Here is a 23,973-nt window from a genome sequence, read left to right on the forward strand (position 1 = left end):
TTACCAATCGCCGCCAGCACCGCCGCCGCCCGTGCTTCCACCGCCAAATCCGCCGAAGCCGCTGCCTCCACCGTCGCCGTCACCACCCCCGCCGCCGCGACCACCTCCGCCGAGAAACATTCCCAGCAGAAAGCCGATAAGACCCGATCCTCCCGTCCGCACCAGGAAGACAAGCACCAGAATCAGGAAGATCCCGAAGACGATGATGTGGAACAGGCTGATGTGAATCTGCTGCGGCTGCTGTGACCGGCGGCCGAGCGGAGTCAACGTGATACCGGCGTCGGTCGCGATGATCTGGGATATCGGATTGACGGCTGCCGTGACCGCGCCGTCGAAGTCGTTAGCACGCAGATACGGAACCATCTGCCGGCCGATGTCGCCTACCCGGGCATCCGGCAGGATGCCTTCCAGGCCATACCCGGTCGCTATCCAGCGCTTGCGGTCGTTGACCGCCAGGAGAATGATGACGCCGCGGTCTGACTTCTTCGGACCTACGCCCCAGGCGTCTTCGAGATCGACGGCATACTGTTGAATCGGTTCGCCATCCGTCGAGTGAATGGTGACCACCGCAATCTGAGCGTGGGCCTGGTGATCCACTTGGCCGCAGAGCAGGTTGATCCGCTGCTTGACCTCGGGAGACATGACATGGGCCAGGTCGCTGACATAGTCTGTCGGCCGGGGCAGGCTCTTGACCGGCTCCGCGAATGCAAAAACGGTGGCAAAACATGCCAGCAGCGCAAAGACGCCGCGAAATGCAATCTTTCTTACCATCGTGCTCATTCTACCCGCTTCAGTAGACACAGAAACGGCGTCCCGCGAGGAACGCCGTTATAGAGGAGATCGAATGTCCTCTACTGGCCAGAGACCAGCTTTCCTTTATCGTTGACCAGATTATGGCTCTTTGCGATCTGCTCGATCATCTGCAGATGCTGCTCGATCACCTGATCGCCCTGCTGGGCAACCTGCTTGAGTGCCGGATTCTGAGTCTGTGCGATTTCGCCCTTGAATTCGTCGCTATCCTTTTTATGATCCTTCACCATCGCGGCGATGTACGCGTCGTCGAACTGCTGTCCGGACAGCCCCTGTAACTTGGCCATCAGCTGTTTATCCTTCTTCGAGACCTCTTTCGGCGGATTGACGCCTAGTTGTTGAGCGACCTGCTTCATCTGTTCGCCGAGCTTGGTGTGATCGTCAACCATTTTCTGGCCGAACTGCTTCACGTCATCGCTCGAACCTTTTTGCGCGGCTAGTTGTCCTAGTTGGACCTCGGCCATGCCTCCCTGGAGTGCGCTGTGAACGAAATCCTTATCCTGCATGGCGTTGCCGGCTGCGGCATTTTGTTGCGTGGCATCGGTTCCCATGCCCGGATTGTTCGCAGAGCCGGTAGCGCCCGGGGAGGTCGGCTGCTGCTGTTGGGCGCCGCCGCCGGGAGCCATCTGCGCGAAAAGCGTGGCTCCGCTCAGCAATGCCGTTCCTGCGAAAACGGCGAATCCACTTCTGATTCTCTTTGAATTCATCTCGAATCTCCCATTGCTCGTTGCTTTTGCACGTTGCCGGGGAAGCGACCTCACCCAGCATGTAAACTACGATTCTCGCCGTCGTTGCGATCAGGCCTGTGAACTCTACCCGATACATCTTGGAATGCCGCAACCTCGGCCGCGAGTTGCCTTCGCCTCAACATCGTTTGTTGCTACGGAATGTCAGCTTCACCCTGCAACAGGCGGAAGTCCTTGCAGTGATAGGACCTAGTGGCGCGGGCAAGAGTACGCTGCTGCGTCTGCTCAACAGGCTGAACGAGCCCACGCAGGGATCGGTTTATCTTCACGGACGCGATTACCGGGAGATGCCGGTCCTCCAGCTGAGGCGGTGCATCGGCATGGTGATGCAGCGCGCATATCTCTTTCCCGGCACAGTTTCGGAAAATATCGTCTTCGGTCCCGCGCAGCAGGGCAAGACCATGAACCCGCAGCAGGTTGATGACTTGCTGGCACGCGTCGGATTGGAGGGCTACGCCTCGCGCGATGCGCTGACTTTATCGGGAGGCGAAGCGCAGCGCGTCGCCATCACCCGCGCGCTCGCAAATGAGCCTGAGGTCCTGCTGCTGGACGAGCCTACTTCCGCGCTCGACGAAGTCTCCCGCGACGGCGTTCAGAGCCTTCTGGCTTCGCTCATCCGCGAACGCCGGCTCACTTGTGTTTGGGTCACGCACAGCCTCGATCAGGCTCGCGCCATGGCCAATCGAGTACTTGCCCTCCGCGCCGGCGAGGTCGAAGCCATCGGCACGCCGGGGGAGATCCTTCATGCTTGAGCGCTGGTTTCCCAATCAAATGGAGCGAGGCGCGGTGCAATGCCTCATCGCAGCTCTGATCGCGGCGCTGGTCATTCTTCTGGTTCGCCGGCGCGCTCCGAACCTGGTGACCGAGGTCTTTGTCGCCGAGCTGCGCGGCCTGCTCCAAATCATTGCGGTCGGCACGATTCTGGCTTTCCTGCTGCGCGGCCCGCAGTGGACCGCGATTTTCGTACTGGCGGGCATGGCGATTGCCGCAGCTTCCATCGTGCGCAAGCGCGCCGGCAAGATTCCGCGTGTTTATACGCTCGCCCTGGCCTCCATCACGGCCGGCGCCGGAAGCATTCTGGGACTCATGATTGCGCTCGGCGTCATCCCGATGCGCATCTCGATCCTGGTTCCGGTGGGAAGCATGGTGATCGCTAACACCATGAATACGCAATCCATGTTTCTCGATCGCTTTCGCGGAGAGATCCTGGCGCATATCGGCGAGATCGAATCGGCTCTGGCGCTCGGAGCTACCGCCGACACCGCAGTCGGCCGTTACCTGCAGGCGGCATTTCGTGCCAGCCTCATTCCCTCCATCGACAACCTGCGCTCGCTCGGCATCGTGTGGATTCCCGGCCTGATGGCGGGCATCGTGCTCTCCGGGCAGTCGCCGCTGTACGGCGCGCTTTATCAATTCGTAGTGCTGACGACTATCTTTTCGTCAGCCGGGCTCTCCTGCCTGGTGACCAGCTACCTGATCACCCGAAGAGTCTTTTCTCCGCAGGATCAACTCTTACTGCGCGGGTAAAGTCAGCCGCCAACCTTAGGCAGATTCCAATGCAGCCACACGCTCACCATGCGCAAGAAGAAGCAGACGATCGCCCCGGCAATGGCTACGGGTGCACGCGGCAGTTTCATCTTGAGTCCTAAGACGACGACCGCAGCTCCGGCGAGAGCTGCGGTCGCGTAGACGTCAGCGCGCAGAACCGTCGGCACCTGGGCCAGCAGCAGATCTCGGATTGTGCCCCCGCCGACGCCGGTGATGCCGCCCATCAGGATCGCTATCAGAGGATGGATCTCGAAATTGAGCGCTTTTTCTGCGCCGGCCACGGCAAAGAGGCTCAGACCCGCGGCATCCAGCAGGACGAGCAGCGAAGCGGGCAGCTCCTGGACCACGGAGTGAAAGAAAAACGCCGTCGCCGCTCCGGCAAACGCGATGGACGCATAGCGCCAGTCGCGAATGGAGTTGGGTGGGATCGCTCCAATCAGCACGTCGCGAATGATGCCTCCGCCTAGCGCCGTCGCGAACGCCAGCACCGCCGCGCCGAGCAGATCGAGATGCCCCCGCGCAGCGGCCATTCCGCCCTCGATGGCGAAAAGGAAGGTTCCGGCAAAATCCAGGGCCAGCAGAAGGGCATCCGCCTTCGGCCTAAGCATATGTTCTCCTTTTAGTTATGCCCCTGAATTGTAACGTCGACCCGTGGCGGGCAGGCGGCTGTGAACTCGCAGACAAGTGTCGCAATGCCCCACCCACATAGTTTTCCGATGGACTGTCTGTCCGTCGAGACTTCACAACTAGCACCGCTGAGCTGGTCCATACTCCGGGAACTTACCCGCCCCGCGTTGTTTGCCTCGACAAACTACGTTATAGTCCTGTTAAATGTCCGTTTTTTACGCACGACCGCGCTCACGCTCCTGGCTCGCACTGCTGGGAATCGTTTGCATTGCGCTCGTGCTGGCCAGCAGCGTCGTCCAGGTGGCTCACAGTCACCCGTCCGGTGAACCGGATCACGACTGCTCGCTGTGCGTCACGGCGCATCATGTCATCCAGATTGCGCCCTCGGTACAACTGGATCTGGTCAGCCTGCCGGTCGCCGTTCTCACTTCCGAACCGGCATTGGCGCTGCCGCATCGACGGTTCTTCTTCAAGCTTTCCTGCCGTCCTCCGCCTGCTGAATCTGCTTTCGCCTAGTCAAAGCAGCCTTTCTCAAATTCACAATTCAGCAGTCTTTTCGGAGGTCGTTCCATGCGCACACTCGTGCGATGCATCACCGTCTCTCTCCTTGCATTGTTTTTGCAGGCGGTCGTTCCCCAGCTTTTCGCGCAATCCGCAGGTAATTCCGGAACCATCGTCGGCACCGTGACCGACGCATCCGGCGCGGTCATTCCCGGGGCCATTGTCACCATCGAAAACCCGGTCAGCGGACTCACTCGTACCATCACCACCGACGCCACCGGACAATATCAGTTCACAAACGTTCCGTTCAATCCCTATCACGTCCAGATCAAGAAGGACGGATTCGCCTCTCAGGCACAGGATGTGGGTGTCCGCTCCTCCGTGCCCGTTACCCTTAAAGTGGCTTTGCAGGTAGGCACCGCGGCAACTACGGTTACCGTCACCGGGAGTGACCTGATCGAGCAAGATTCGTCTCTGCACACCAATCTGGACCGCGATCTCTTCCAGAAAGTCCCGCTCGAAAGCCAGTCATCCTCCCTTAGTTCATTGGTTACGATGGCTTCGCCAGGTGTCGCGGCAGACTCCAACGGCCTCTTCCACGGTCTGGGGGATCACGCCTCGAATTCGTTCTCCGTCGATGGGCAGCCCATCACCGATCAGCAGAGCAAGGTCTTCTCCAATCAGATTCCCTCGAACTCGGTGCAATCCATCGAGGTCATCTCCGGCGCACCACCAGCCGAGTATGGAGACAAGACCAGTCTGGTCATCAATGTGACCACCCGCTCAGGACAGGGCATCACCAAACCGACCGGCAGCGTGACCAGTTCCTACGGCAGCTTCGGATCGGCCACCACCGGAGTCGACCTCAGCTACGGCCAGAAGAACTGGGGCAATTTCTTCGAGGCTGACGGCCTGAACACGGGGCGCTTTCTCGATCCTCCGGAGTTCATCGTCTTTCACGACAAGGGCAACGAAGAAAACTTCTTCGATCGCGTGGACTACCAGTTCACCCCGAAGGATTCTTTCCATGTCAATGGGAACTACACCCGGTCGTGGTTCCAGACCCCGAACGCCTTCGACAACCTCAATGTGCAGAATGTGGTGAGCGGCGGGACCAGCGCCTCGCCGGTCTTTGCCAGCGTCGGCGATACCGACCAGAATTCGAAGATCGAGACTTTCAACATCGCTCCGACCTATACCCATCTCATCAGCGATGCCGCGCTCTTCAACTTCGGCGCCTATGTTCGCCGGGACGCCTATAACTACTACCCGAGCGGCAATCCTCTCGCTGATCTGGGACCGCCCAACCTCCAGACCTCGTCGATCGCACAGAACCGTACGCTGACCAACGCCGGCTTTCATACGGATATTTCGTACTCGAAGGGCATCAACACAGCAAAAGCCGGAGCCGTTTACGAGCAGACCTTCCTGCGTGAAAACGACAGCTTGGGCATCGTCGAAAATACCTATAACTCACCTTGCACCGATCTCAACGGCAATCCGGTGAACGGTTTCAACGATCCGTCGCAGTGCGCCGGCGTTGGGTTAGCCCCGAACGATGGGTCAATCAATCCCGGCCTCAGGCCGTTCCAACCCCAGCTTCGGCCGTTTGACCTTACCCGCGGCGGCAGCGACTACAACTTTACCGGCCGCACGGATGTGAAGGAGCTGGCGCTCTATATCGAGGACCAGATCAAGGCCGGCAACTGGCTTTTCAACCTCGGTATCCGCGGCGACCTGTATAACGGCCTCACCGTAGCCAGGCAGGCCGAACCCCGCGTGGGCATTGCCTATAACATCAAGCCCAGCAATACCGTTCTCCGCGTTTCGTATGCGCGTACGCTCGAAACTCCCTTCAACGAGAATCTGGTTCTCTCCAGCAACGGCTGCTCCAATGCAGTTCTCTCGCCGCTGCTTCTTTGCACACCTGGCGTCTCCGGCACTTTGACCCCTGGTTACCGCAACGAATTCCATGCCGGTTTTCAGCAGGCATTCGGCAAATTTGTGGTTATCAGCGGCGACTATATCTGGAAGTACACGCACGGCGCCTTCGACTTCAGTGTGCTCGGCAACACTCCGATCACTTTCCCGATCGATTGGCACAACTCCAAAATCCCCGGATACGCACTGCGCGCCGATCTGCCTAACTACCATAACGTAAGCGCCTATGTCGTAATGTCATCGGTCTCGGCCCGCTTCTTCCCGGCTCAGATCGCCGGAGCGGGTGCGACCGTTGGACAGAGCGGATTTCCTTTCCGCATCGATCACGACGAGCGTTATAACGAAACCACGCATGTGCAATATCAGATGCCGTGGAAACGGACGCCGTGGATCGGCTTTAACTGGCGCTATGACAGCGGCCTGGTTGCAGGCTCTGCCCCCTGCTTCAACACCGTCGATCCGAACAGCATTTGTAATCCCGCTAACGGCGGTCCGTCGATCACCCTTCCCAATGGTCAGCCTGGAATTAATCTCACCGGTCTCACCTTCGACCAGCAGTTCGAAGCCGGTCTGATCTGCGACGGCGTTCGCGCCACTCGGACCGCGGGCTTCGCCAGCTGCGATGCAGCTGGACTGACGTCCAAGCTGATCAATATCCCGGCTCCTAACACCGAAGATGATGATAAGAATCCGCAGCGCATTGCGCCGCGCAATCTTTTCGACGCTTCGGTTGGCGAGGACAACCTCTTCAATGGCGACAGATACAAATGGAGCCTGCGATTCACCGGCGTCAACATCGCCAACAAGTACGCCCTTTACAACTTTCTCTCGACCTTCAGCGGCACGCACTACGTAACCCCGCGCGCATTGACGGCCGAGCTTGGATTCCACTTCTAAATCGAAACGCTCTGCAAAGAAAAGCCCCGGCCTGCGCCGGGGCTTTTTCTTTGTGTGGAAGAAGCACTGTCGAGGAGTTGATAGCGCTCACCAACCTAGTCAGACCCAATCGGTCCACAAACGATATCCTGTACAAGTATGCCTAGCCGCACCGAGATCGTTCCGCCCGTTGCCCCCGTCCGCCATACAGAGAAGAAATTGCATGGCCATACCCTCATCGACGATTACGCATGGTTGCGCGACAAAGAAGATCCCGAAGTGACGGCTTACCTCGAGGCTGAGAATGCCTACTGCGCCGATGTAATGGAACCAACCAAGGCCCTGCAGAAAACTCTTTACGACGAGATGGTCAGCCACATCAAGGAGACGGATGTCTCGGTGCCGTTCCGCGAAGGCGCGTTCTGGTATTACTCGCGCACCGAACAGGGGGCGCAATATCCCATCTACTGCCGCAAGCCGATCTCTGCGGGAGCAGAGGACCAACTCCCGAGCGACGCGGTGCGCGAAGAGATCATTCTTAACATCAATGAGCTGGCCAGGAACGAGTCCTATATGGCCGTCAACGCGCTCACTGTTTCCGACGACGGGAATTTGCTCGCGTACTCGATCGACAACAAAGGATTTCGCCAGTACACGCTGCAGGTGAAAGACCTGCGCACCGGCCAACTGCTGCCAGAGCAGGTGGAACGCGTCGGCTCGATTGTCTGGGCTGCAGATAACAAAACACTGTTCTACACCGTAGAGGATGAAGAGCAGAAACGCCAATTTCAATTCTATCGGCACACGCTGGCAATGCCGCACGCCGAAGATTTATTGGTCTTTGAAGAGACGGACGAGCGCTTCAACATCGGCTCAGGCCGTACTCGCGACGGGAAGTACATCATCCTCGAAAGTTCGAGCCACACCACGACCGAGGAGCAATTTCTCGCCGCAGACGATCCGTTGGGCGAGTGGAAGCTCATCGAGCCGCGCCAGGACGACATCGAGTATTACGTCGATCATCGCCATGGACTCTTCTACATTCGCACCAACGATACCGGCCGCAACTTCCGCCTGGTGACTGCGCCCGTAGAGGCTGCGAGCCGCTCGAACTGGAAGGAAGTGATTCCTCACCGCGATGCGACGATGCTGGAAGAGGTCGATCTCTTTGGCCCTTTCTATGTAGCCTGCGAGCGAACGAATGGACTGCAGCACATGCGTGTCTTCACTTTTGAAGGAGTAGTCGAAAGCACGGCGGCGCCACGGGAGATCACCTTTCCTGAGCCTGTTTACAGCGCGCACCCGCATATCAACCGCCTCTTCGATACTCACAAGTTCCGTTACGGATATCAGTCGCTGGTCACGCCCAGCTCGGTTTACGAGTACGATGTCGCAGCCGGCGAATCCACGCTGCTCAAGCAGCTGGAGGTTCCGGGCGGCTTTGATCGCACGCAGTACAAATCTGAGCGACTCTTCGCGACCGCGCCTGACGGCACAAGGGTTCCGGTATCCATCGTCTATCGCAAAGACATATTTAAAAAGGGTGCGAACCCGCTCTACGTCTATGGCTATGGATCCTATGGATACTCTCTGCCCAACAATTTCAGCAGCAATCGGTTGAGTCTGCTCGATCGGGGATTCGTGATTGCCTACGCTCACATCCGCGGCGGCGGCGATCTCGGCAAGCCCTGGCATGACGAGGGCAGATTGATGAAGAAGCTGAATACCTTCACCGATTTCATCACCGTGACGGAGTTTCTGATCGCCAATGGCTACGGTGATGCGCAACGAGTTGCCATCGAAGGCGGAAGCGCCGGTGGCTTGCTGATGGGCGCCGTCAATAACATGCGACCTGACCTGTTCCGCGCCGTGCTTTCTCACGTCCCCTTCGTCGATGTGATGAATACCATGCTCGATACTTCGCTGCCGCTCACCGTTCCCGAATACGAGGAGTGGGGCGATCCCAATCAGGCTGAGGCGTTCGAATATATGCTGAGCTATTCGCCCTACGACAATGTCGAGGCCAAGAAGTATCCCGCGATGCTGGTCAAGACCTCCCTTTACGACAGCCAGGTGATGTATTGGGAGCCGGCCAAGTATGTGGCCAAGCTACGCGCACGAAAGACGGACAGCAATATCCTTCTCTTCCAAACCAACATGACTGCCGGGCACTCGGGAGCGTCGGGCCGCTACGACTATCTCAACGAAATCGCCATGGACTATGCCTTCCTGCTGCGCGAACTGCAGCCAGAAGGCTGAAACTGGCGCAAAGAGCAAACTATAAAACGCTCAAGAAAGACGACTGAATAAATGATTCACGAAGAGCAAGAAAGCGCTACAACCAAGATCGATCTGCGCAGCGACACGGTTACCAAGCCCACCGAAGAGATGCGCGCGGCCATGGCTTCAGCCGAGGTTGGAGACGATGTCTACGGAGAAGACCCGACCGTCAATCGTCTGGAAGCTCGCGCCGCAGAAATCTTCGGCCGCGAGGCAGCGATCTTCGTCCCCACCGGAAGCATGGGCAACCAGATCGCTATCAAGCTGCATACTCAGCCGGGGCAGGAGGTCGTCTGCGAAGCACGCGGCCACATTGTCGATTGGGAGATGGCCATGGTCTCCGCCTTCTCCGGATGCCATCTTCGCACCGTCGCCGGCGAGCAAGGCGTGCTCACCTGGGACCGGATTCAGCCTGCGCTCTCGCCCAAAATCTACTATCGCGCGCAGACCGGTCTCATTGCCCTGGAGAATTCGCATAACATGGCGGGAGGTACGGTCACCTCCCCGGATATCTATGAAGAGATCTGGTGCGGTGCGCGGGATGCAGGCATACCAGTCCACCTCGATGGAGCCCGCGTCTTCAATGCGGCCACGGCGCTCAGCGTAGGTGTAGCCGAGCTTACCAGCGGGTTCTCGAGCGTCATGTTTTGTCTCTCGAAGGGCCTGTGCGCGCCGGTGGGATCGATGCTCGTCGGCAGCCGCAAGTTCATCGAGCGCGCTCGCAGCGTGCGCAAGATGCTGGGCGGAGGCATGCGTCAGGCCGGCGTTATCGCTGCGGCTGGGCTCATCGCTCTCGAAGAGATGCCAAAGCGTCTTCATGAGGATCATGCCAACGCGCGTCTCCTCGCCGAAGGAGTTGCTGCACTTCCCATGGTGGATATCGATCTCTCGACAGTGCAGACAAACATCGTGATCTTCAAAGTGCGCGGCGTTTCGAACGTGGCGCCATTACTGGCCAAGCTCAAGCATCGGGGAGTGCTCGGCGGCTCGGCAGCAGCAGACCAGATTCGCTTTGTAACCCACAAAGATGCGAATCAGGCTGCATGCAAAGAGGCGCTCCGCATCACCAACGAGGTGCTCAACGGGAACTGAGCAACGCTGTTACCATGCGAGGTTGCTATTCATAAGCATTCGACGCATATCATTCTGACGGGCGAGCGGCGATATCCGCGAGACTTATCCGGAAGCCGTGTTACTGCGCAACTCGGCTTTCGCGCGCTTGAGAAAATCTGCGAGCGTCTGTCCTGGCTTCTGCACGAAAGTCTGGACGAGCACATCGAAAGAGCGCATGCGGTCGACGCGAAAGTTGCGAAAGTCATCTCTCAACTCGCACCAGCCGATGAGGGTCCAGACGCCACCCCAGAAACACAGCGCCAGCGGACGAATCCGGCGCTGCGTAACTTCGCCGCCCTCGTTCGCATACTCCGTCTCCAGCACCCGGCGATCGATCGCCGCCTGGTGCAGCCGGTCGAGCGTGTGGCGCAGCTCCTTGGCCAGCTTGTAGCCGGGAGCGTAGAGCTGCACCTGATCGATGCGCTCGCGCAGATCAAGAGGCAGCACGGCTTCAATCTTCCGCAGCGCGTCGTTCGCTGCCTCCGCCATCTCCAGGCCGCCCCACGCCTGAACCATGCGCGCGCCCAACACCAGAGCCGTAATTTCCCGGCGATCAAACATGAGCGGGGGGATATCGAAGTCGCGTCGCAGCGTGTAGCCGACTCCAGCCTCGCCTTCGATCGGCGTGCCGGCAAGCTGCAGTTCCTGCACATCTCGATAGATAGTGCGCTCGGAGACTTCGAGTTTCTGTGCGAGGCTGCGCGCGGTCGTAAGCCGGCCGGAGCGCAGCATCTGCACAATGCGAAATAAACGATCGGCGCGGCGCATATCGACTCATCCTACCGGGGACCGGCCGGCCAGGCATAAATACTTCTAGCCAAGGCAGCCAGTCCGATGTTGTGGGCTCCGAAGATACATCTTGCGGGATACGCAGCCATGTCCATGTCTCGATCCCGAAGCTCGAAATTACGGGTATCCTGTGTTCGGGATTCGAGACGTGGAAGTGAAGACTACACGACAGCATGAAGTCCTACCCGGTTGCCCTCCGAATCGCGGATTTGGGCGACCCAGCCCACGCTCGGGATATGGTTTTTATCTTCGAGAATAGCCCCGCCAGCTTTGGGAACGCGGCTCAAAACGGCGTCCAGCTTGCCGTCGCAATTCAGATAGACGGTCACGCCGCCATCTGCAGGTCTGGCATCCTTCTGTTTCACCACACATCCGCTAACAGCCGGCGGTTGATAGGGAAAGATGGCCATTCCCGGCCACTCCGGCTGGCGGAGCAGGGCTACGCCCAGCGTCTCCTCATAGAAGCGCACTGCGCGCTCGTAGTCTGAAGCAAGTATTTCGAACCAGGTGACAACGGCATTGCGGACAGCGGGAACGGATGCGGTCTCGTGTTCAGTCGCAGCAGCGGTAGTCATAATGTCCTCTCCTTAGGCGTGAAGTGTCACGCTCAAGAAAGACATTAACGAACCCCTACTGACAGCATGGTGTCAGTAGAGGCCGGGACGCGCAAAAGAAAAATCGGAGATGCCTGGCCGATGCGATATGCGCAACGGGAAGACATCTCCGATCGTTGGAGCGGCGGTTGTAGTTAGAACGCGTACTTCAGCGAGAGCTGAATGTGGCGTTCGGTGGAGTTGGTTGAGGTAACGGCGCCGAAGTTGGTGTCGGTTATGTTACTGTCCGGCGCACCATAGCTGACGATGTTGAAGGCGTTGAAGAAGTCACCACGGAAGTCCAGACGCTGTTCCTTCCAGACCGGGAATGACTTCGACACCGACATATCGACCTGCTCGAAGCCCGGTCCGCGCAGCGACATGGGACGAACATCGCCGAAGGTGGTGTTGGGCTGTTGGCCGAAGACGCAGGTGCTGGTGTTTTGGGTCGGACCGCAGGCTGCGCCGGGGTTGCCGGGAAGCACATAGGTTCCAAACCAGGCGTTCACCGAGTGGTTCGTGATCTTAAGCGGGTTGTACTGGTTGGGGCGGGCATCCGCAGCGAAGACCTGGCTCGAATAGTTGGAGGGCGAATTCGCGGTAAGCGGGAAGCCGGTGTAGGTCACATTCGTACCGGAGAGCTTCCAACCTCCCACGGCCTCATCCAATATGCGGTTCATGTTCCCGCCGAAGCGCTTTCCGCGACCGAAGGGTAGATCGTAGGTGCCGGTCATGCTCAACGCCTGACGGATGTCGAAGCCGGCAGGCCCCCACTCCGCAGCCATGTTATAAGCGTTCTGCTGATAATACTGACCGCTGATTTGTGAAACTCCGTAGTATCCGAAGCTGTCGGTTAGCGACTTTGCATAGGTGTAGTTCGCCGTCAGTTCCAGGCCCGAGGTAAGACGCTGCCGGAAGACGGCCTGCAATGCGCTGTAGTTGCTCGCCGAATTGGTGGCGCTGATCTTGATGACGCCATTCTGTCCGACAATATTGGCATAGGGAGCGACCGCTCCCGGAGCCGTCAACTGATTGCCCCAGTAAGGGTTGGTCAGGTGATGGCCGAGGATTCCAACGTAGCCGACCTGGACGGTCGAGGACGGAGTTACTTCGTATTCCGTCGTCAGTGTGAACTCCTGCGTCGAGGATGGCTTCAGATCCTTGGGCCATACATAGAACGTTGTGGTGGGCACCACTGTGGTCGGGAAGCCGTTCGCAGCGCTTGAGAACGAACCGTTCGAGGTCGCAGTCGGGTTTTGGCCCTGTACCTCGAAATCGGTGTGGAAGGGCGGGTTCTGTGTGAGGCGAAGGTTCGCGCCCATGCCTTCGAGGTAGCTGGTGATACCGTAGCCACCGCGAACCACCCAGCGCGGCATCGCCTGATAGGCAAAGCCGAAGCGCGGCTGGAACTGGGTGTAGTCAGGGTCGTAGAGAGCGCGGCTGGCGCCATTGACACCGGCATATTCGATCTGCTTCGTCACCATATTGACGTTGGCCATCTTATTATTCACTTCAAAGATGGGTTGGTCATACTCCCAGCGAATGCCGAGGTTGAGGGTGAACTTCTCAGTCACTTTGAAATCATCCTGAGCAAAAATACCGTCACGCCACTGACGCTGGCCGGTCAGACCGGTAACATTGCCGACCTGGGCGTCGTTGGCGCGATCGAGGACGAAGTCCGCAAAGGGATAAAAAGTGGAGGAACTGGGAAGCGCGGAGTACTGGCCGTTATAGGTGAAGTCGCCCAGCTCGCCGTCGTTGCCCGGATAGAAGCTGTTCTGCTGATAGCGGGTGAACTCAGCGCCAAACTTGAAGAGATGGCGTCCGTGCTGCCAGGTGAGGTTGTCGGCATATTCGAAGACGTTGTCGACGAAGATTTCCGGCTGGGGGTTGGCGCCCACCGCATCCGGGATACCCGGGCCGGAAGACTTCGTGCTCTCAATTCCGTTGAAGGACTGCAAGCTGAAACCGGCGGCCTGCTGGGCGACGCTGGGAATTCCTACCAGCGCGTTGCCGCCCAATCCGAAGATGCCGCTGGGATCCGTAGTGACACCGCTGTTGAACTGGATGCGCGAGTAAGAGGCGCGAGCGTTGTTGACGATGGCGGGAGACAGGGTGTGCGTCCAGGTGACGGTTCCCAGGTGATCGGGATAATTCGATGCACTCGGAAATTCAACCGGCACAGGATCGCTGACCGTTGCGTCCTGGGCATAGCCTTGGGAGTAGCGGCCGGAGATTACGTCGTTGCTGCGCAGATGCCAGTCGATTTTGGCATCGCCCTGATCGTTGCGCGAGAAGACTTTGTTGGGTCCGATGTAGTTTTGATAGACGTTCAGATACGGATCGCGCGGGTTGACGCGGTTGGGAAGCGGATACGCCTCGGGGTGAGCAAAAAGGAACTTAGCCACCGGGCTGAGGATCGGCACCTGATTATTGACGTAAGCCGGACGACCGGGAGCCTGGGTGTCATAAAGTTGCAGACCCAGACCACCATGGTTGATGCCCGATGCATCGATGTTGGGCGGCGTCAGCAGCGCGGACAAATCGCCGGTGCGGAATGCAGCGGGAACAACGCTGAAACTCGTCTCACCGGAAGAGTGGTAGCGGAAGGCTTCGTAATCGAGGAAGAAAAACAGCTTGTCCTTGATGATCGGGCCGCCGATGGTTCCACCAAAGATGGTCTGTGTATACGCCGGCTTGGCTATGCCGCCCTGATTGTTGACCCATGAGTTGGCATTCAGCTTATCGTTCGACAGGAAGCCGAAGGCGCTGCCGTGAAGGCTGTTGCTGCCGCTCTTCATGACCATAACGACTTCGCCACCATTTACGTTGCCGAATTCGGCATTCGCGTTGGACGCGATCACGCGGATTTGAGCAAGTGAATCCGGGCTGGGGCTGTAGCCGATGGTGTTGTTGAGGTTTTCGTTGATCTCCTGGCCATCGAGCAGGTAGTTGTTCGACTGCTGGCGGCTGCCGTTGACGTTGGCTTCGTTGTTGTCGTTGGTCGAGCGCTCTGACGAGTTCGATGAGCTGCCGCTTACCGTTCCGAATTGGCCGTATCCAGTCGATACAGCTCCAGGAGTAAATGCCGTAAGTTGTGCGAAGTCGCGACCGTTCAGCGGCACGCTGTTGATCGTGTTCTCGGTGAAGGTTTCGCCGTTGGTCGCGTTCTCCGTCTGCAGGATGGGCTGAAACGCTTCGCTGACAGTGACGGTTGTATCCGCAGAACCTACGTTCAGCGGAATATCAATCTTTGCCGTCTGGTCGATTTCAAGCGAGAAGGGCCCATAACTGGCGCTCTTGAAGCCTGAGGCCTCGATGGTCAGCTTATATTGGCCAATCTGCAGGAAGCGAATCGAGTATTCACCCGCTCCGTTGGTCGTGTCGATGGTTTTGACGCCGGTGGCCGTGTTCAGGGCGGTGACCTTTGCGCCGGGAACGATCGCTCCGCTGGGATCTGTAATGGTGCCGCGTACGGCGCCGGTCACGGTTTGCGTCACTGCTGGAATACAAGCAGCTAACGAAAGGACGATCGTCCACACCAAACACATGGATTTGCGTTTCATTATTGCCTCCAAGTAGGTCTTGCCACTTCGTCGAACACGTTGAGCCGAGTGATAGAGCCCCGGCACAGGGGGTTTCGCGGACGTCTCATCTACGGGTTAATTTCCCATGACTTTTTACGTTCCACAAAATGTATAGACAACTGGACACGGATGCAAGAGTTATCCGCAGCTAAAAGGTTGACTTTATGAGGAGCATTTCCAAAGTCCGGACTTAGGACTTCGCGGCGCGAAAAAACCGAATAGCGGCGCAGGTCTGGTGTTTTTCACTAGCAACTCGCCTTCCAGAGCAGAAAGCGTTACATATCTACAGATATATAAGTCGCGCCGGGAAGCATGCTTCCCGGCACCTCTACCTACAGAAAACACCAGTCCGTGGGAGGAAAAGCTCCGTAAAGCTGTAGAATTGGTGTATGCCGAAGTATTCCATCGTCGTCCCTTTCCACAACGAAGAAGAGAACGTTACCGCCATGTATGACCGCCTCAAGGCAGTCATGGAACAGGTAGGAGACAGCTTCGAGCTGGTATTGGTAGATGATGGATCGAGTGACCGCAGCTACAAGCTTCTGGAAGAGATCGCGGCCGTGGACAGCCGCGTGCTGGTCGTCAAGCTGCGCCGTAATTTCGGACAGACTTCCGCACTCGCCGCCGGCTTCGACCACGCGCAGGGTGACTTCATCCTGGCTATGGATGGCGATCTGCAGCACGACCCCGATGAGATTCCGAATTTCCTCGAAAAGCTTGAAGAGGGCTATGACGTGGTCAGCGGCTGGCGCAAAGAGCGTATCGACAACTTCGTGATGCGGCGCATCCCCTCCCGCTGCGCGAACTGGCTCATGGCCAAGCTCTCCGGGGTGGATATTCACGACTTCGGGACGACCTTTAAGGCCTATCGCCGCGAAGTGATACAGAACATCCCCCTCTACGGCGAAATGCACCGTTTCATCCCTGCGCTCGCCGCATGGTACGGCGCCAGCATCTGCGAGATTCCGATCAAGAACGTAAACCGGGAGCGGGGCAAGTCGCACTACGGTATCGGACGCACCTTCCGCGTCTTCTTCGATCTGCTCACCATCCGTTTTCTGCTGAAGTACATGAGCCGTCCGCTCCACTTCTTCGGCGTCTTCGGTGCGATTGGTATTTTTTTTGGATCGGCAGTCGCCGTTTTCCTCGCCGCTCTGAAGCTCTTCACTCACCAGCACGTTATGGATCAGCACGGTCCGCTCTTCGTGATTGCCGGTGTGCTCATCCTCGGCGGCATCCAGATGCTGGCTATCGGGCTGCTGGGGGAATTACAGGTCCGTCACTACTTCACCGGCTCGCAACGCTCCCCCTATACGATCGACCGCCTGGTCCGTCTCCGCGCCCCGGGCGAGCCCAGCATGCTGCAAGAAGATTGATTCCACGCTTGCGGTGAGTTTTCGGTAAGTTGTTCCGCAAACTCCGCGGTCGTCCCTTGCTCGCCTGGGCTGGGAAATCTACTGTATTCCTCTTCAGAACTGCGGTATCCTCGACCCCGCAAGTCTTGCTCCTAACGGCGCCTGCTGGCCGTGGGCAAGAAGGAAGCGGCATGACCGACATTTCTCCGCACGATGCTCTTGTCCCTCCCACCGGACAGGGTCAGAGCAAGTCTCCAATCTCTTTCATCATTCTGGTGGCCAGTCTTATCCTGATGATTTTGGGGCTTTTCGACATTTCACGCGACCTCAACCGGATTTCTCTATGGGTCAGCGCGCCGCTGTGGATATTCTCAGCTGTAGTCACGTTGGCAATCTTTCGTGCGCTCTTCCTAGGACTGCGCCGCGAATGGAAGACAGGCAGATTCCTCATGCCTTCTGCCGAGATCGCCGCTCGTCGCACGAATTCCATAGCCAGAATGGGCGCAGGCAAACCTCTCGGCCCGCAACTGCGGTCTTGGAGCTTGCCCCTGTTCTTCCTGGCCATGCTCACATACTTTGCAGTATTGGCTGCGGTTGTTGCATTCCGTAAGTGTCCGTCCTCACCCGGCTTTACAGGACTAATGCTGGCGATTTCCGCCGCTTTCCTGTTTCTGCCCGGCCGCTTCCTTTACAAAGCTGTTCGCCGGAGATTCGAGACTGCCTACTTCCTGCCCAGCGAGGCGGAGATCGCGAAATCGCGCGCGCGATCCGCTCAGCCCCGCTCCGCACGTGGCGCACAGCTAGAGGCGGGTGCGTGGACATTGGTCTCCCTCCTCTGGACGTACGGCGCGTGGCGTCACTACACCCGACACCTCCATACGCACTCCACGCAATGGTCCATTACGGAAAGCGATTGGGTCGTTGCGGCAATTTACTGGCTAATCGCTATCCCCAGCCTCCGTCGCGCCCTGCGCCCCGCTCAGTCGCCAGAACAGCCCTGCTAACCTGATATCTCCCCAGAGTGCATCGCATACCCATCGGCACGCGATGCAAAGAATCTGCATACTTCCAGCGTCCTCTACAATCGAGAGACGATGAAAGCCATTCAAGTCAGTCAGATCGGCGGTCCGGAAGTCCTTGCCTTTGTGGACCTTCCCATTCCCTCGCCCAAAGCCGGCGAAGTGCTGGTCAAAGTCCACGCCTCCGGCGTCAATTTCATCGACATCTACTATCGCGAAGGCCGCTATAAGACTCAGCTTCCCTTCATCAATGGCCAGGAGGCGGCAGGCACCGTCGAGGCCATCGGCGAAGGCGTCGAGGGTTTCGCCATCGGGGATCCCGTCGCCTGGTGCAACGTTCTCGGCACTTATACCGAATACGGCATCGCTCCCGCCGACCGGCTGGTGAAGCTTCCGGCCGGACTCGATCTCAAACTGGCGGCTGCGGTCATCCTGCAGGGCATGACTGCCCACTATCTGGCACACGCGACCTTCCCGCTCAAGGCTGGCGATACGGCTCTGATTCACGCGGCGGCCGGCGGGATCGGACTTCTTTTGACTCAAATGGCAGCACAGATCGGGGCACGCGTCATCGCCACTGTCTCGACGGAAGAAAAGGCTGCGCTGGCTCGCGAAGCCGGCGCCTCGGAGATTATTTTTTATACTCACGAGGATTTCGAGCAAAGGACGAAGGAGTTGACCAACGGCCGCGGCGTCGATGTGGTTTATGACTCGGTCGGCAAGACGACCTTCGAGAAGTCGCTCAATGTACTGCGTCCGCGAGGGCTGATGGCGCTCTTCGGGGCATCGAGCGGGGCGGTTCCGCCCTTCGATCTCATCGAGCTCTCCACCAAAGGGTCGCTCTACGTCACCCGTCCGACGCTGAGGAACTATACGTCGACCCGCGAGGACCTGGTGGCTAGGGCAACCTCCGTGTTCGAGGCCGTGGCTGCCGGCAGGCTCAAGGTCCGTATGGAACACACTCATCCGCTGGACGAAGCCGCGCAGGTCCACGTCGATCTCGCCTCCCGGAAGACCACCGGCAAGGTGCTTCTGATCCCCTGAACTGCTCGGGCCGTCTTTCTTTACACTTACCAGTGATTTGAGAGGCGGCTAGTTTCGGGTTTCGCGCTTCTAATCCAGCGAGATGACAGAACGGTTCGATGCGCGCATTCTGGATTCTGACCAGGCGCAGCATTCAGAAACAACGACACCTCGACCGCCGGTGGAGAACGACAGAACGATGGCCCTCAGTACGATCAGCGGGACCCGCATACCGGGGAGCGTCTCCGATCCTTTCTGGTACAAAGACGCGATTATCTATGAGCTGCACGTCAAGGCGTTTGCAGACAGCAATAATGACGGCATCGGCGACTTTCAGGGGCTGATGCAGAAGCTCGACTACCTGGTCGAGCTGGGCGCCACCTGCATCTGGTTGCTCCCGTTCTTTCCTTCGCCCCTGCGCGACGACGGATACGACATCTCGGATTACATGAGTGTCCATCCCAGCTACGGCACGCTCGAGGACTTCCGCCAATTCCTCGGCGCCGCCCATGATCGGGGTCTGCAGGTGATGATCGAGCTGGTCATCAATCACACCTCCGACCAGCACCCCTGGTTTCAGGCGGCGCGCAGTTCTCCTCCCGGCTCGCCGGAGCGGGATTTCTACGTGTGGAGCGACACCGATCAGAAATACAAAGACGCGCGCATCATCTTTACCGACACCGAGAAGTCGAACTGGTCCTGGGATCCGGTGGCGCAGGCTTATTTCTGGCATCGATTCTTCTCGCACCAACCGGATCTGAACTTCGACAATCCGCAGGTGATGGAGGAAGTCCTCAAGGTGCTCCGCTTCTGGCTGGATATGGGGGTCGATGCGCTGCGCCTGGACGCAGTTCCATACCTCGTCGAGCGGGATGGCACCAACTGCGAAAACCTTGGCGAGACTCACCAGATGATTAAGGCCATCCGCGCGGCGCTCGACGAGCGCTACGAAAACCGGATGATCCTGGCCGAAGCAAACCAGCCTCCTGCCAATGTTCGCGCCTATTTCGGCGATGCGGACGAGTGCCACATGGCTTTTCACTTTCCCTTGATGCCGCGCATCTACATGGCGCTAAGCCAGGAAGACCGGCTGCCAATCACCGACATTATGGCGCAGACTCCCGCCATCCCGGAGGGCTGCCAGTGGGGCATGTTCCTGCGCAATCACGATGAGTTGACGCTGGAGATGGTCACCGGCGATGAGCGCGACTACATGTACCTGGCCTACAGCGCCGACCCGCGCATGAGAATCAATGTCGGCATTCGCAGAAGGCTGGCCCCGCTGCTCGATAACAATCGCCGGCGCATCGAACTGCTCAACAGCCTGCTGTTTTCGTTCCCGGGAACGCCCATCCTGTACTACGGCGACGAAATCGGCATGGGAGACAACATCTATCTCGGCGACCGCAACGGAGTGCGCACGCCTATGCAGTGGTCGGGAGACCGCAATGCCGGATTCTCACGAACCAATCCAGCCCGCCTTTACAGCCCGGTCATCATGGACCCGGTATGGGGCTATGAGGCCATCAACGTCGAGGCCCAGCAAAGCGATTCCTCCTCGCTGCTCAACTGGATGCGCAACATGATCGCGCTGCGCAAGCTCTTCCAGGTCTTTGGGCGCGGAACGCAGCGCTTTCTCGAGCCTTCCAACCGCAAGATTCTCGCTTACGTGCGTGAATACCAGGGCGAGCAGGTGCTGTGTGTGGCCAATCTTTCGCGCTTCTGGCAACCCGCACAGCTGGATCTGAGCGGACTGGAAGGCCTGACCCCGGTTGAGATGCTGGGATACATCGAGTTCCCGGTTATTGGACGAGACAGTTATCCTGTTACGCTCGGCCCATACGAGTTTCTGTGGCTCGAGTTGCAGGCTGGAACGCAAGCCGAAGCCGTTGCCAGCGAAGTAGGAGCCTAGAGTTCGATGGCAAGGATTGAGCTTCCCGAAGAGACGCGCAAGAGAGTCGAAGCAATTGGCACGACGGAGTTCGTGCTGGGGATTGCCGGCCCTGTTCATCCGCAAGATCTGCGCGCCAAGGCTATCGAGTGGATTTCTTCTCTGGCTACCACGCCGCTCAAAACCGTGATCGTTTACATGGGAGTGGATGAGAGAGCCCAGACCAGGCCGCCCGCCGGCGTGATTGAGTTCGTGCCTTACCCACCCTCGCAGGGCGATCCGTCGACCGGCCCGTGGATGGAAATCGCCAATGCGCAACGGAGTGCGCTGGCACTGGCTTCGCTGCTCCAGGCCAAGGTCTGCGCAGTCGTCCATAGCGACCTCGCGGCGTTGCTCGATCCGGCATCGCGCTTTCTGGTTGCGCCGGTTTTCGATGGTAAATTCGACCTGGTAAGCCCGATCTATCCGGAGAGCAAGTACGAGGGGCTGATCAACAAGGGCTTGCTGGCGCCGCTATCCCGCGCTTTATTTGGCCGGCGTGTCCGCTTTCCTTTACCCTTCGATTTCTGCGCCTCGGCGCGCCTGCTTCCCAAGCTCGTGGATCCCAATCCGCCGCGCAGCCAACCCGGTGCACAGCTGCTTTGGCCTTCGAATATCGTCGCGATGGAAGGCGGCCAGATCGGTCAGGCTCATATCCGTGCCAGCCATACCACCCAGAGCGATGGCCTGGAGCTGAGCGCGGTTCTGGGACAGCTGGTTGGCAGCCTCTTTCAGGAAATCGAAGCCTGTGCTGCCCAATGGCAAAGGGTACGCGGTTCGCAGCCCGCCGAAATATTCGGCGCGCCGCCGCCCGAGGGGGAAACGACCGAAACCCCGGCTGACGTTAAGCCGCTCGACACCCATCCACTCTTCGATTCTTTCCTGCTCGGCTCGCGAAATCTGGAAGAGGTCTGGCGGCTGGTGCTGCCTCCGGTCTCACTCTTCGAACTGAAGCGCCTTACCCGTCTCACTCCCGAGCAATTCCGCATGCCTGACGAGCTGTGGGCCCGCATTGTCTACGATTTCGCGCTGGCCTATCGCCTGCGCCGCATCGGACGCACGCATCTGCTCGGCGCACTTACGCCGTTATATCTCGGCTGGGTAGCATCGTACGCACAGGACGTAGGCAGCACTTCGGCTGCCGAAGCCGACCAGCGTCTCGACCGGCTGGCGCGCATCTTCGAAAGCAATAAACCATATTTCTTATCCCGGTGGAGATGGCCGGACAGAACTAACTAGCGTCCATCAAGGAGGAACAGTTATGTGGGAGCATATCGAGCAGGCGCTTCAGGATTCGATGGGGCGGGTGACTACGAAGATCGCCACGCTGCTACCCGGGATTCTCGCATTTATCCTGGCCCTCTTAATCTTTCTCATCCTGGCGTGGCTATTTTCCGTTCTGGTCCGGGCGCTGCTGAAGGCGGTCAAATTCGACGAGCGGCTGGGCAGCGGAGCCAATACTCTCACGGAATGGTCGCCGGCCAGCACTCCTACCTCGCTGGCCACGCGCATCGTCTTCTGGGGATTTGTCGCCATCGGCGTGCTGGTGGGCGTCTCAGCATTTGAGGCAGCATCGGCCGAACCAGCCGTCTCGGCCTACATGTTCACTTACCTGCCGCATATCGTGGGAGCGGCGCTGCTCTTCTTCGTCGGGAATATCCTGGCGCGGTTCCTCTCGCGCAGCGTGCTGATCACCGCGGTCAATCTGAACCTGCACTACGCCCGGCTGCTGGCGACAGGCGCCAAATGGCTGGTGCTGATCCTCACCACGGCCATGGCATTGGACCATCTCTCGATAGGGGGCCAGATCGTGGACCTGGCCTTCGGAATTCTCTTCGGCGGAATTGTCCTGGCGCTGGCCCTCGCCGTCGGCCTGGGATCGCGGGACCTAGTGAGCCGCTCGCTTGAGCGCGAGGCCAGCCGCCCCATGGAAACGCAGCAGGAGGAACGCCTGCACCACTTTTAGAAAAAAAGCGGTCCCGGAGTCGATCCAGACGGAGAAATGACTTGCAGGCCCTGTTGGGCTAAATGGAGGGAGAAAGAAGCAGAGGATCGATGAGCGGCAGCGGTTTGATTGCCGGCACGGTTACCGCGACATAGCTACCGCTGGCAAGATCGGCGAAAACGCGGTTCGCGGTGTCTTCAACGCGCGTGGAATTGATATGAAGTCCATGAACGGCTCTCATGGCAATGGTGGATAGGAGAAAGCGATTGGCTACCCGTGATCCTGCGGAGAACACCAGCTCTGAGCGCACTGCAGCCTCAATTCATTGCAAACAAAGGGGAAGAGGGTCGCAACCGGAAATTCGAAGGACCGAAAGGGTGAGAGGAAAGCCCACCGCACCCGGACGGCGCGGATTCTTCGATCATACGCCCGGCGATCACGATCCCCTACAAGAATCGGCGGCAGCGGCAATCATTCGCCAGCGATGGTAATCATTAGCCCGAGGCAGTGATCATTCGTCGGAGCTGAGGATATCGACCAGAGTCTCTCTATGCTTAGACTTGCGCTTCAGAGCTCGCGGGCTGTCGACGATGATTTTCTCCGGTTTGGGCTGGCCCACACGCTCGCGGGCGTTAGCCTTGACCGCTTTGACGGCCGAAAAGGTTTTTTTCTTTGCTTTTTTGGCGGCCATTCTGCGCGTCCCGATCCTGTTTTCCCAGCTTCCGACAAGTCTAGAGCATTTTCTTCCGATCTGATTCTCTGAAGGCGGACCTATCAAGCGTGGTTTTTCTGCAAACAATATTGCGCCGGGCTGGCTTCTGCCATGCGCAAAAAAGCGGCTTGAGTCAAAGCTTCAGATTGGGGGCTTCCCTGCACGGGTGCTGATCCATACAATCGAAGCTGGAGCAGAGACGGTACCCCTTATGGAAGAGCGCGATTTCTTTGACGAGAAGGCAGAGCAGCGAAACCACAATTTGACCTGCCCACACTGCGGCAAGGCAGATGAATATCAGCTAGGCTGGCTGGTCCGCCGCAAGAAGAACGGTCTGCCGCGCAACGCCGATGAACGCGATCGCGCGCGCTTCGCCAAAGCCCAGTCGTACATGGTGCGGAAAGACGATATGGTCGCCTGCAAGAATATCCGCTGCCGAAAGCGCTTTGAAGTTGCAGGCATCCAGTCGGTAGCCTTCCTGCAGTCCGCCTAAGGATTCGCCGTCCAGGCAACCGTGTCCTTCGGCGGGACTGGCCGTCCAGGCGTCTGCGCCTTCGACGCTTATCGTTTCTCAGAAT

20 protein-coding genes and 1 pseudogene are annotated in these 23,973 nt (G+C 58.5%); 13 read left to right on the top strand and 8 right to left on the bottom strand.

The annotated features are described in order from the left end of the window. Together XX99_RS11755 and XX99_RS11760 are read right to left on the bottom strand one after the other, a co-directional pair. On the bottom strand, positions 1 to 771 hold the full coding sequence (locus tag XX99_RS11755; protein WP_231581292.1) for a TPM domain-containing protein: 771 nt from the start codon (positions 769 to 771) through the stop codon (positions 1 to 3). An 80-nt stretch (positions 772 to 851) separates the two neighbouring features. Next, positions 852 to 1,517 (bottom strand): DUF4142 domain-containing protein, encoded by a 666-nt coding sequence (locus XX99_RS11760; RefSeq protein ID WP_050059589.1) that lies wholly within the window; start codon positions 1,515 to 1,517, stop codon positions 852 to 854. A gap of 98 nt (positions 1,518 to 1,615) precedes the next feature. Between XX99_RS11760 and XX99_RS11765 the strand changes: the two genes are divergently transcribed. Together XX99_RS11765 and XX99_RS11770 are read left to right on the top strand one after the other, a co-directional pair. After that, entirely contained in the window at positions 1,616 to 2,308 is a 693-nt protein-coding gene (locus XX99_RS11765) for an ABC transporter ATP-binding protein (RefSeq protein WP_231581294.1), read from the top strand. Then, entirely contained in the window at positions 2,301 to 3,083 is a 783-nt protein-coding gene (locus XX99_RS11770) for an ABC transporter permease (protein WP_050059590.1), read from the top strand. Before XX99_RS11765 ends, XX99_RS11770 begins: the two co-directional genes overlap by 8 nt. A 2-nt stretch (positions 3,084 to 3,085) precedes the next feature. On the opposite strand, the gene XX99_RS11775 is transcribed toward XX99_RS11770, so the two are convergent. Then, positions 3,086 to 3,712 (bottom strand): trimeric intracellular cation channel family protein, encoded by a 627-nt coding sequence (locus XX99_RS11775; RefSeq protein WP_050059591.1) that lies wholly within the window; start codon positions 3,710 to 3,712, stop codon positions 3,086 to 3,088. Positions 3,713 to 3,935: 223 nt separating this feature from the next. On the opposite strand from XX99_RS11775, the gene XX99_RS11780 reads away from it, so the two are divergent. The 4 genes from XX99_RS11780 to XX99_RS11795 all read left to right on the top strand — a co-directional run bounded on the left by XX99_RS11780 (position 3,936) and on the right by XX99_RS11795 (position 10,421). Further along, positions 3,936 to 4,247, top strand: a complete 312-nt coding sequence (locus tag XX99_RS11780) for a hypothetical protein (RefSeq protein WP_050059592.1) — start codon at positions 3,936 to 3,938, stop codon at positions 4,245 to 4,247. A gap of 54 nt (positions 4,248 to 4,301) precedes the next feature. After that, positions 4,302 to 7,070 (top strand): TonB-dependent receptor, encoded by a 2,769-nt coding sequence (locus XX99_RS11785; protein WP_050059593.1) that lies wholly within the window; start codon positions 4,302 to 4,304, stop codon positions 7,068 to 7,070. Positions 7,071 to 7,208: 138 nt separating this feature from the next. Continuing rightward, complete coding sequence (locus tag XX99_RS11790) at positions 7,209 to 9,308, top strand: S9 family peptidase (protein ID WP_050059594.1); 2,100 nt, start codon at positions 7,209 to 7,211, stop codon at positions 9,306 to 9,308. A 51-nt stretch (positions 9,309 to 9,359) separates the two neighbouring features. Next, positions 9,360 to 10,421 (top strand): threonine aldolase family protein, encoded by a 1,062-nt coding sequence (locus XX99_RS11795; RefSeq protein ID WP_050059595.1) that lies wholly within the window; start codon positions 9,360 to 9,362, stop codon positions 10,419 to 10,421. 84 nt (positions 10,422 to 10,505) lie between these two features. Here XX99_RS11795 and XX99_RS11800 read toward each other — a convergent pair whose 3' ends face one another. The 3 genes from XX99_RS11800 to XX99_RS11810 all read right to left on the bottom strand — a co-directional run bounded on the left by XX99_RS11800 (position 10,506) and on the right by XX99_RS11810 (position 15,390). Beyond that, positions 10,506 to 11,210 (bottom strand): helix-turn-helix transcriptional regulator, encoded by a 705-nt coding sequence (locus XX99_RS11800; protein ID WP_050059596.1) that lies wholly within the window; start codon positions 11,208 to 11,210, stop codon positions 10,506 to 10,508. Between the two features lie 182 nt (positions 11,211 to 11,392). Next, complete coding sequence (locus XX99_RS11805) at positions 11,393 to 11,806, bottom strand: VOC family protein (protein WP_050059597.1); 414 nt, start codon at positions 11,804 to 11,806, stop codon at positions 11,393 to 11,395. 173 nt (positions 11,807 to 11,979) lie between these two features. Then, complete coding sequence (locus tag XX99_RS11810) at positions 11,980 to 15,390, bottom strand: TonB-dependent receptor (protein WP_050059598.1); 3,411 nt, start codon at positions 15,388 to 15,390, stop codon at positions 11,980 to 11,982. Positions 15,391 to 15,800: 410 nt separating this feature from the next. On the opposite strand from XX99_RS11810, the gene XX99_RS11815 reads away from it, so the two are divergent. The 6 genes and pseudogenes from XX99_RS11815 to XX99_RS11840 all read left to right on the top strand — a co-directional run bounded on the left by XX99_RS11815 (position 15,801) and on the right by XX99_RS11840 (position 22,704). Then, on the top strand, positions 15,801 to 16,787 hold the full coding sequence (locus XX99_RS11815) for a glycosyltransferase family 2 protein (protein WP_050059599.1): 987 nt from the start codon (positions 15,801 to 15,803) through the stop codon (positions 16,785 to 16,787). A 170-nt stretch (positions 16,788 to 16,957) separates the two neighbouring features. After that, positions 16,958 to 17,770, top strand: a complete 813-nt coding sequence (locus XX99_RS11820) for a hypothetical protein (RefSeq protein ID WP_050059600.1) — start codon at positions 16,958 to 16,960, stop codon at positions 17,768 to 17,770. Between the two features lie 90 nt (positions 17,771 to 17,860). Beyond that, positions 17,861 to 18,829 carry a quinone oxidoreductase family protein gene (locus XX99_RS11825; protein WP_050059601.1) on the top strand — a complete coding sequence of 323 codons (969 nt, stop codon included), beginning with the start codon at positions 17,861 to 17,863 and terminating at the stop codon, positions 18,827 to 18,829. A 178-nt stretch (positions 18,830 to 19,007) separates the two neighbouring features. Further along, a pseudogene (gene treS, locus XX99_RS11830) lies at positions 19,008 to 20,690 on the top strand (maltose alpha-D-glucosyltransferase); the annotation flags it as partial. A 36-nt stretch (positions 20,691 to 20,726) separates the two neighbouring features. Continuing rightward, positions 20,727 to 21,977 carry a hypothetical protein gene (locus XX99_RS11835; protein ID WP_050059603.1) on the top strand — a complete coding sequence of 417 codons (1,251 nt, stop codon included), beginning with the start codon at positions 20,727 to 20,729 and terminating at the stop codon, positions 21,975 to 21,977. Positions 21,978 to 21,999: 22 nt separating this feature from the next. After that, entirely contained in the window at positions 22,000 to 22,704 is a 705-nt protein-coding gene (locus XX99_RS11840; protein ID WP_050059604.1) for a mechanosensitive ion channel family protein, read from the top strand. A gap of 58 nt (positions 22,705 to 22,762) precedes the next feature. Here the strand turns inward: XX99_RS11840 and XX99_RS11845 are convergent, their stop codons facing one another. After that, positions 22,763 to 22,993: a hypothetical protein gene (locus tag XX99_RS11845; protein ID WP_050059605.1), complete on the bottom strand. Its 231-nt coding sequence runs from the start codon at positions 22,991 to 22,993 to the stop codon at positions 22,763 to 22,765. A gap of 201 nt (positions 22,994 to 23,194) precedes the next feature. Next, positions 23,195 to 23,374, bottom strand: a complete 180-nt coding sequence (locus XX99_RS11850) for a hypothetical protein (protein ID WP_050059606.1) — start codon at positions 23,372 to 23,374, stop codon at positions 23,195 to 23,197. Positions 23,375 to 23,606: 232 nt separating this feature from the next. Here XX99_RS11850 and XX99_RS11855 point away from each other — a divergent pair, with 232 nt between their 5' ends. Then, a complete protein-coding gene (locus tag XX99_RS11855) occupies positions 23,607 to 23,888 on the top strand; it encodes a hypothetical protein (protein ID WP_050059607.1) in 282 nt (93 codons plus the stop codon). The last annotated feature ends 85 nt before the right edge of the window (positions 23,889 to 23,973 follow it).

It is taken from the genome of Silvibacterium bohemicum (assembly GCF_001006305.1).
GTDB lineage: Bacteria > Acidobacteriota > Terriglobia > Terriglobales > Acidobacteriaceae > Silvibacterium > Silvibacterium bohemicum.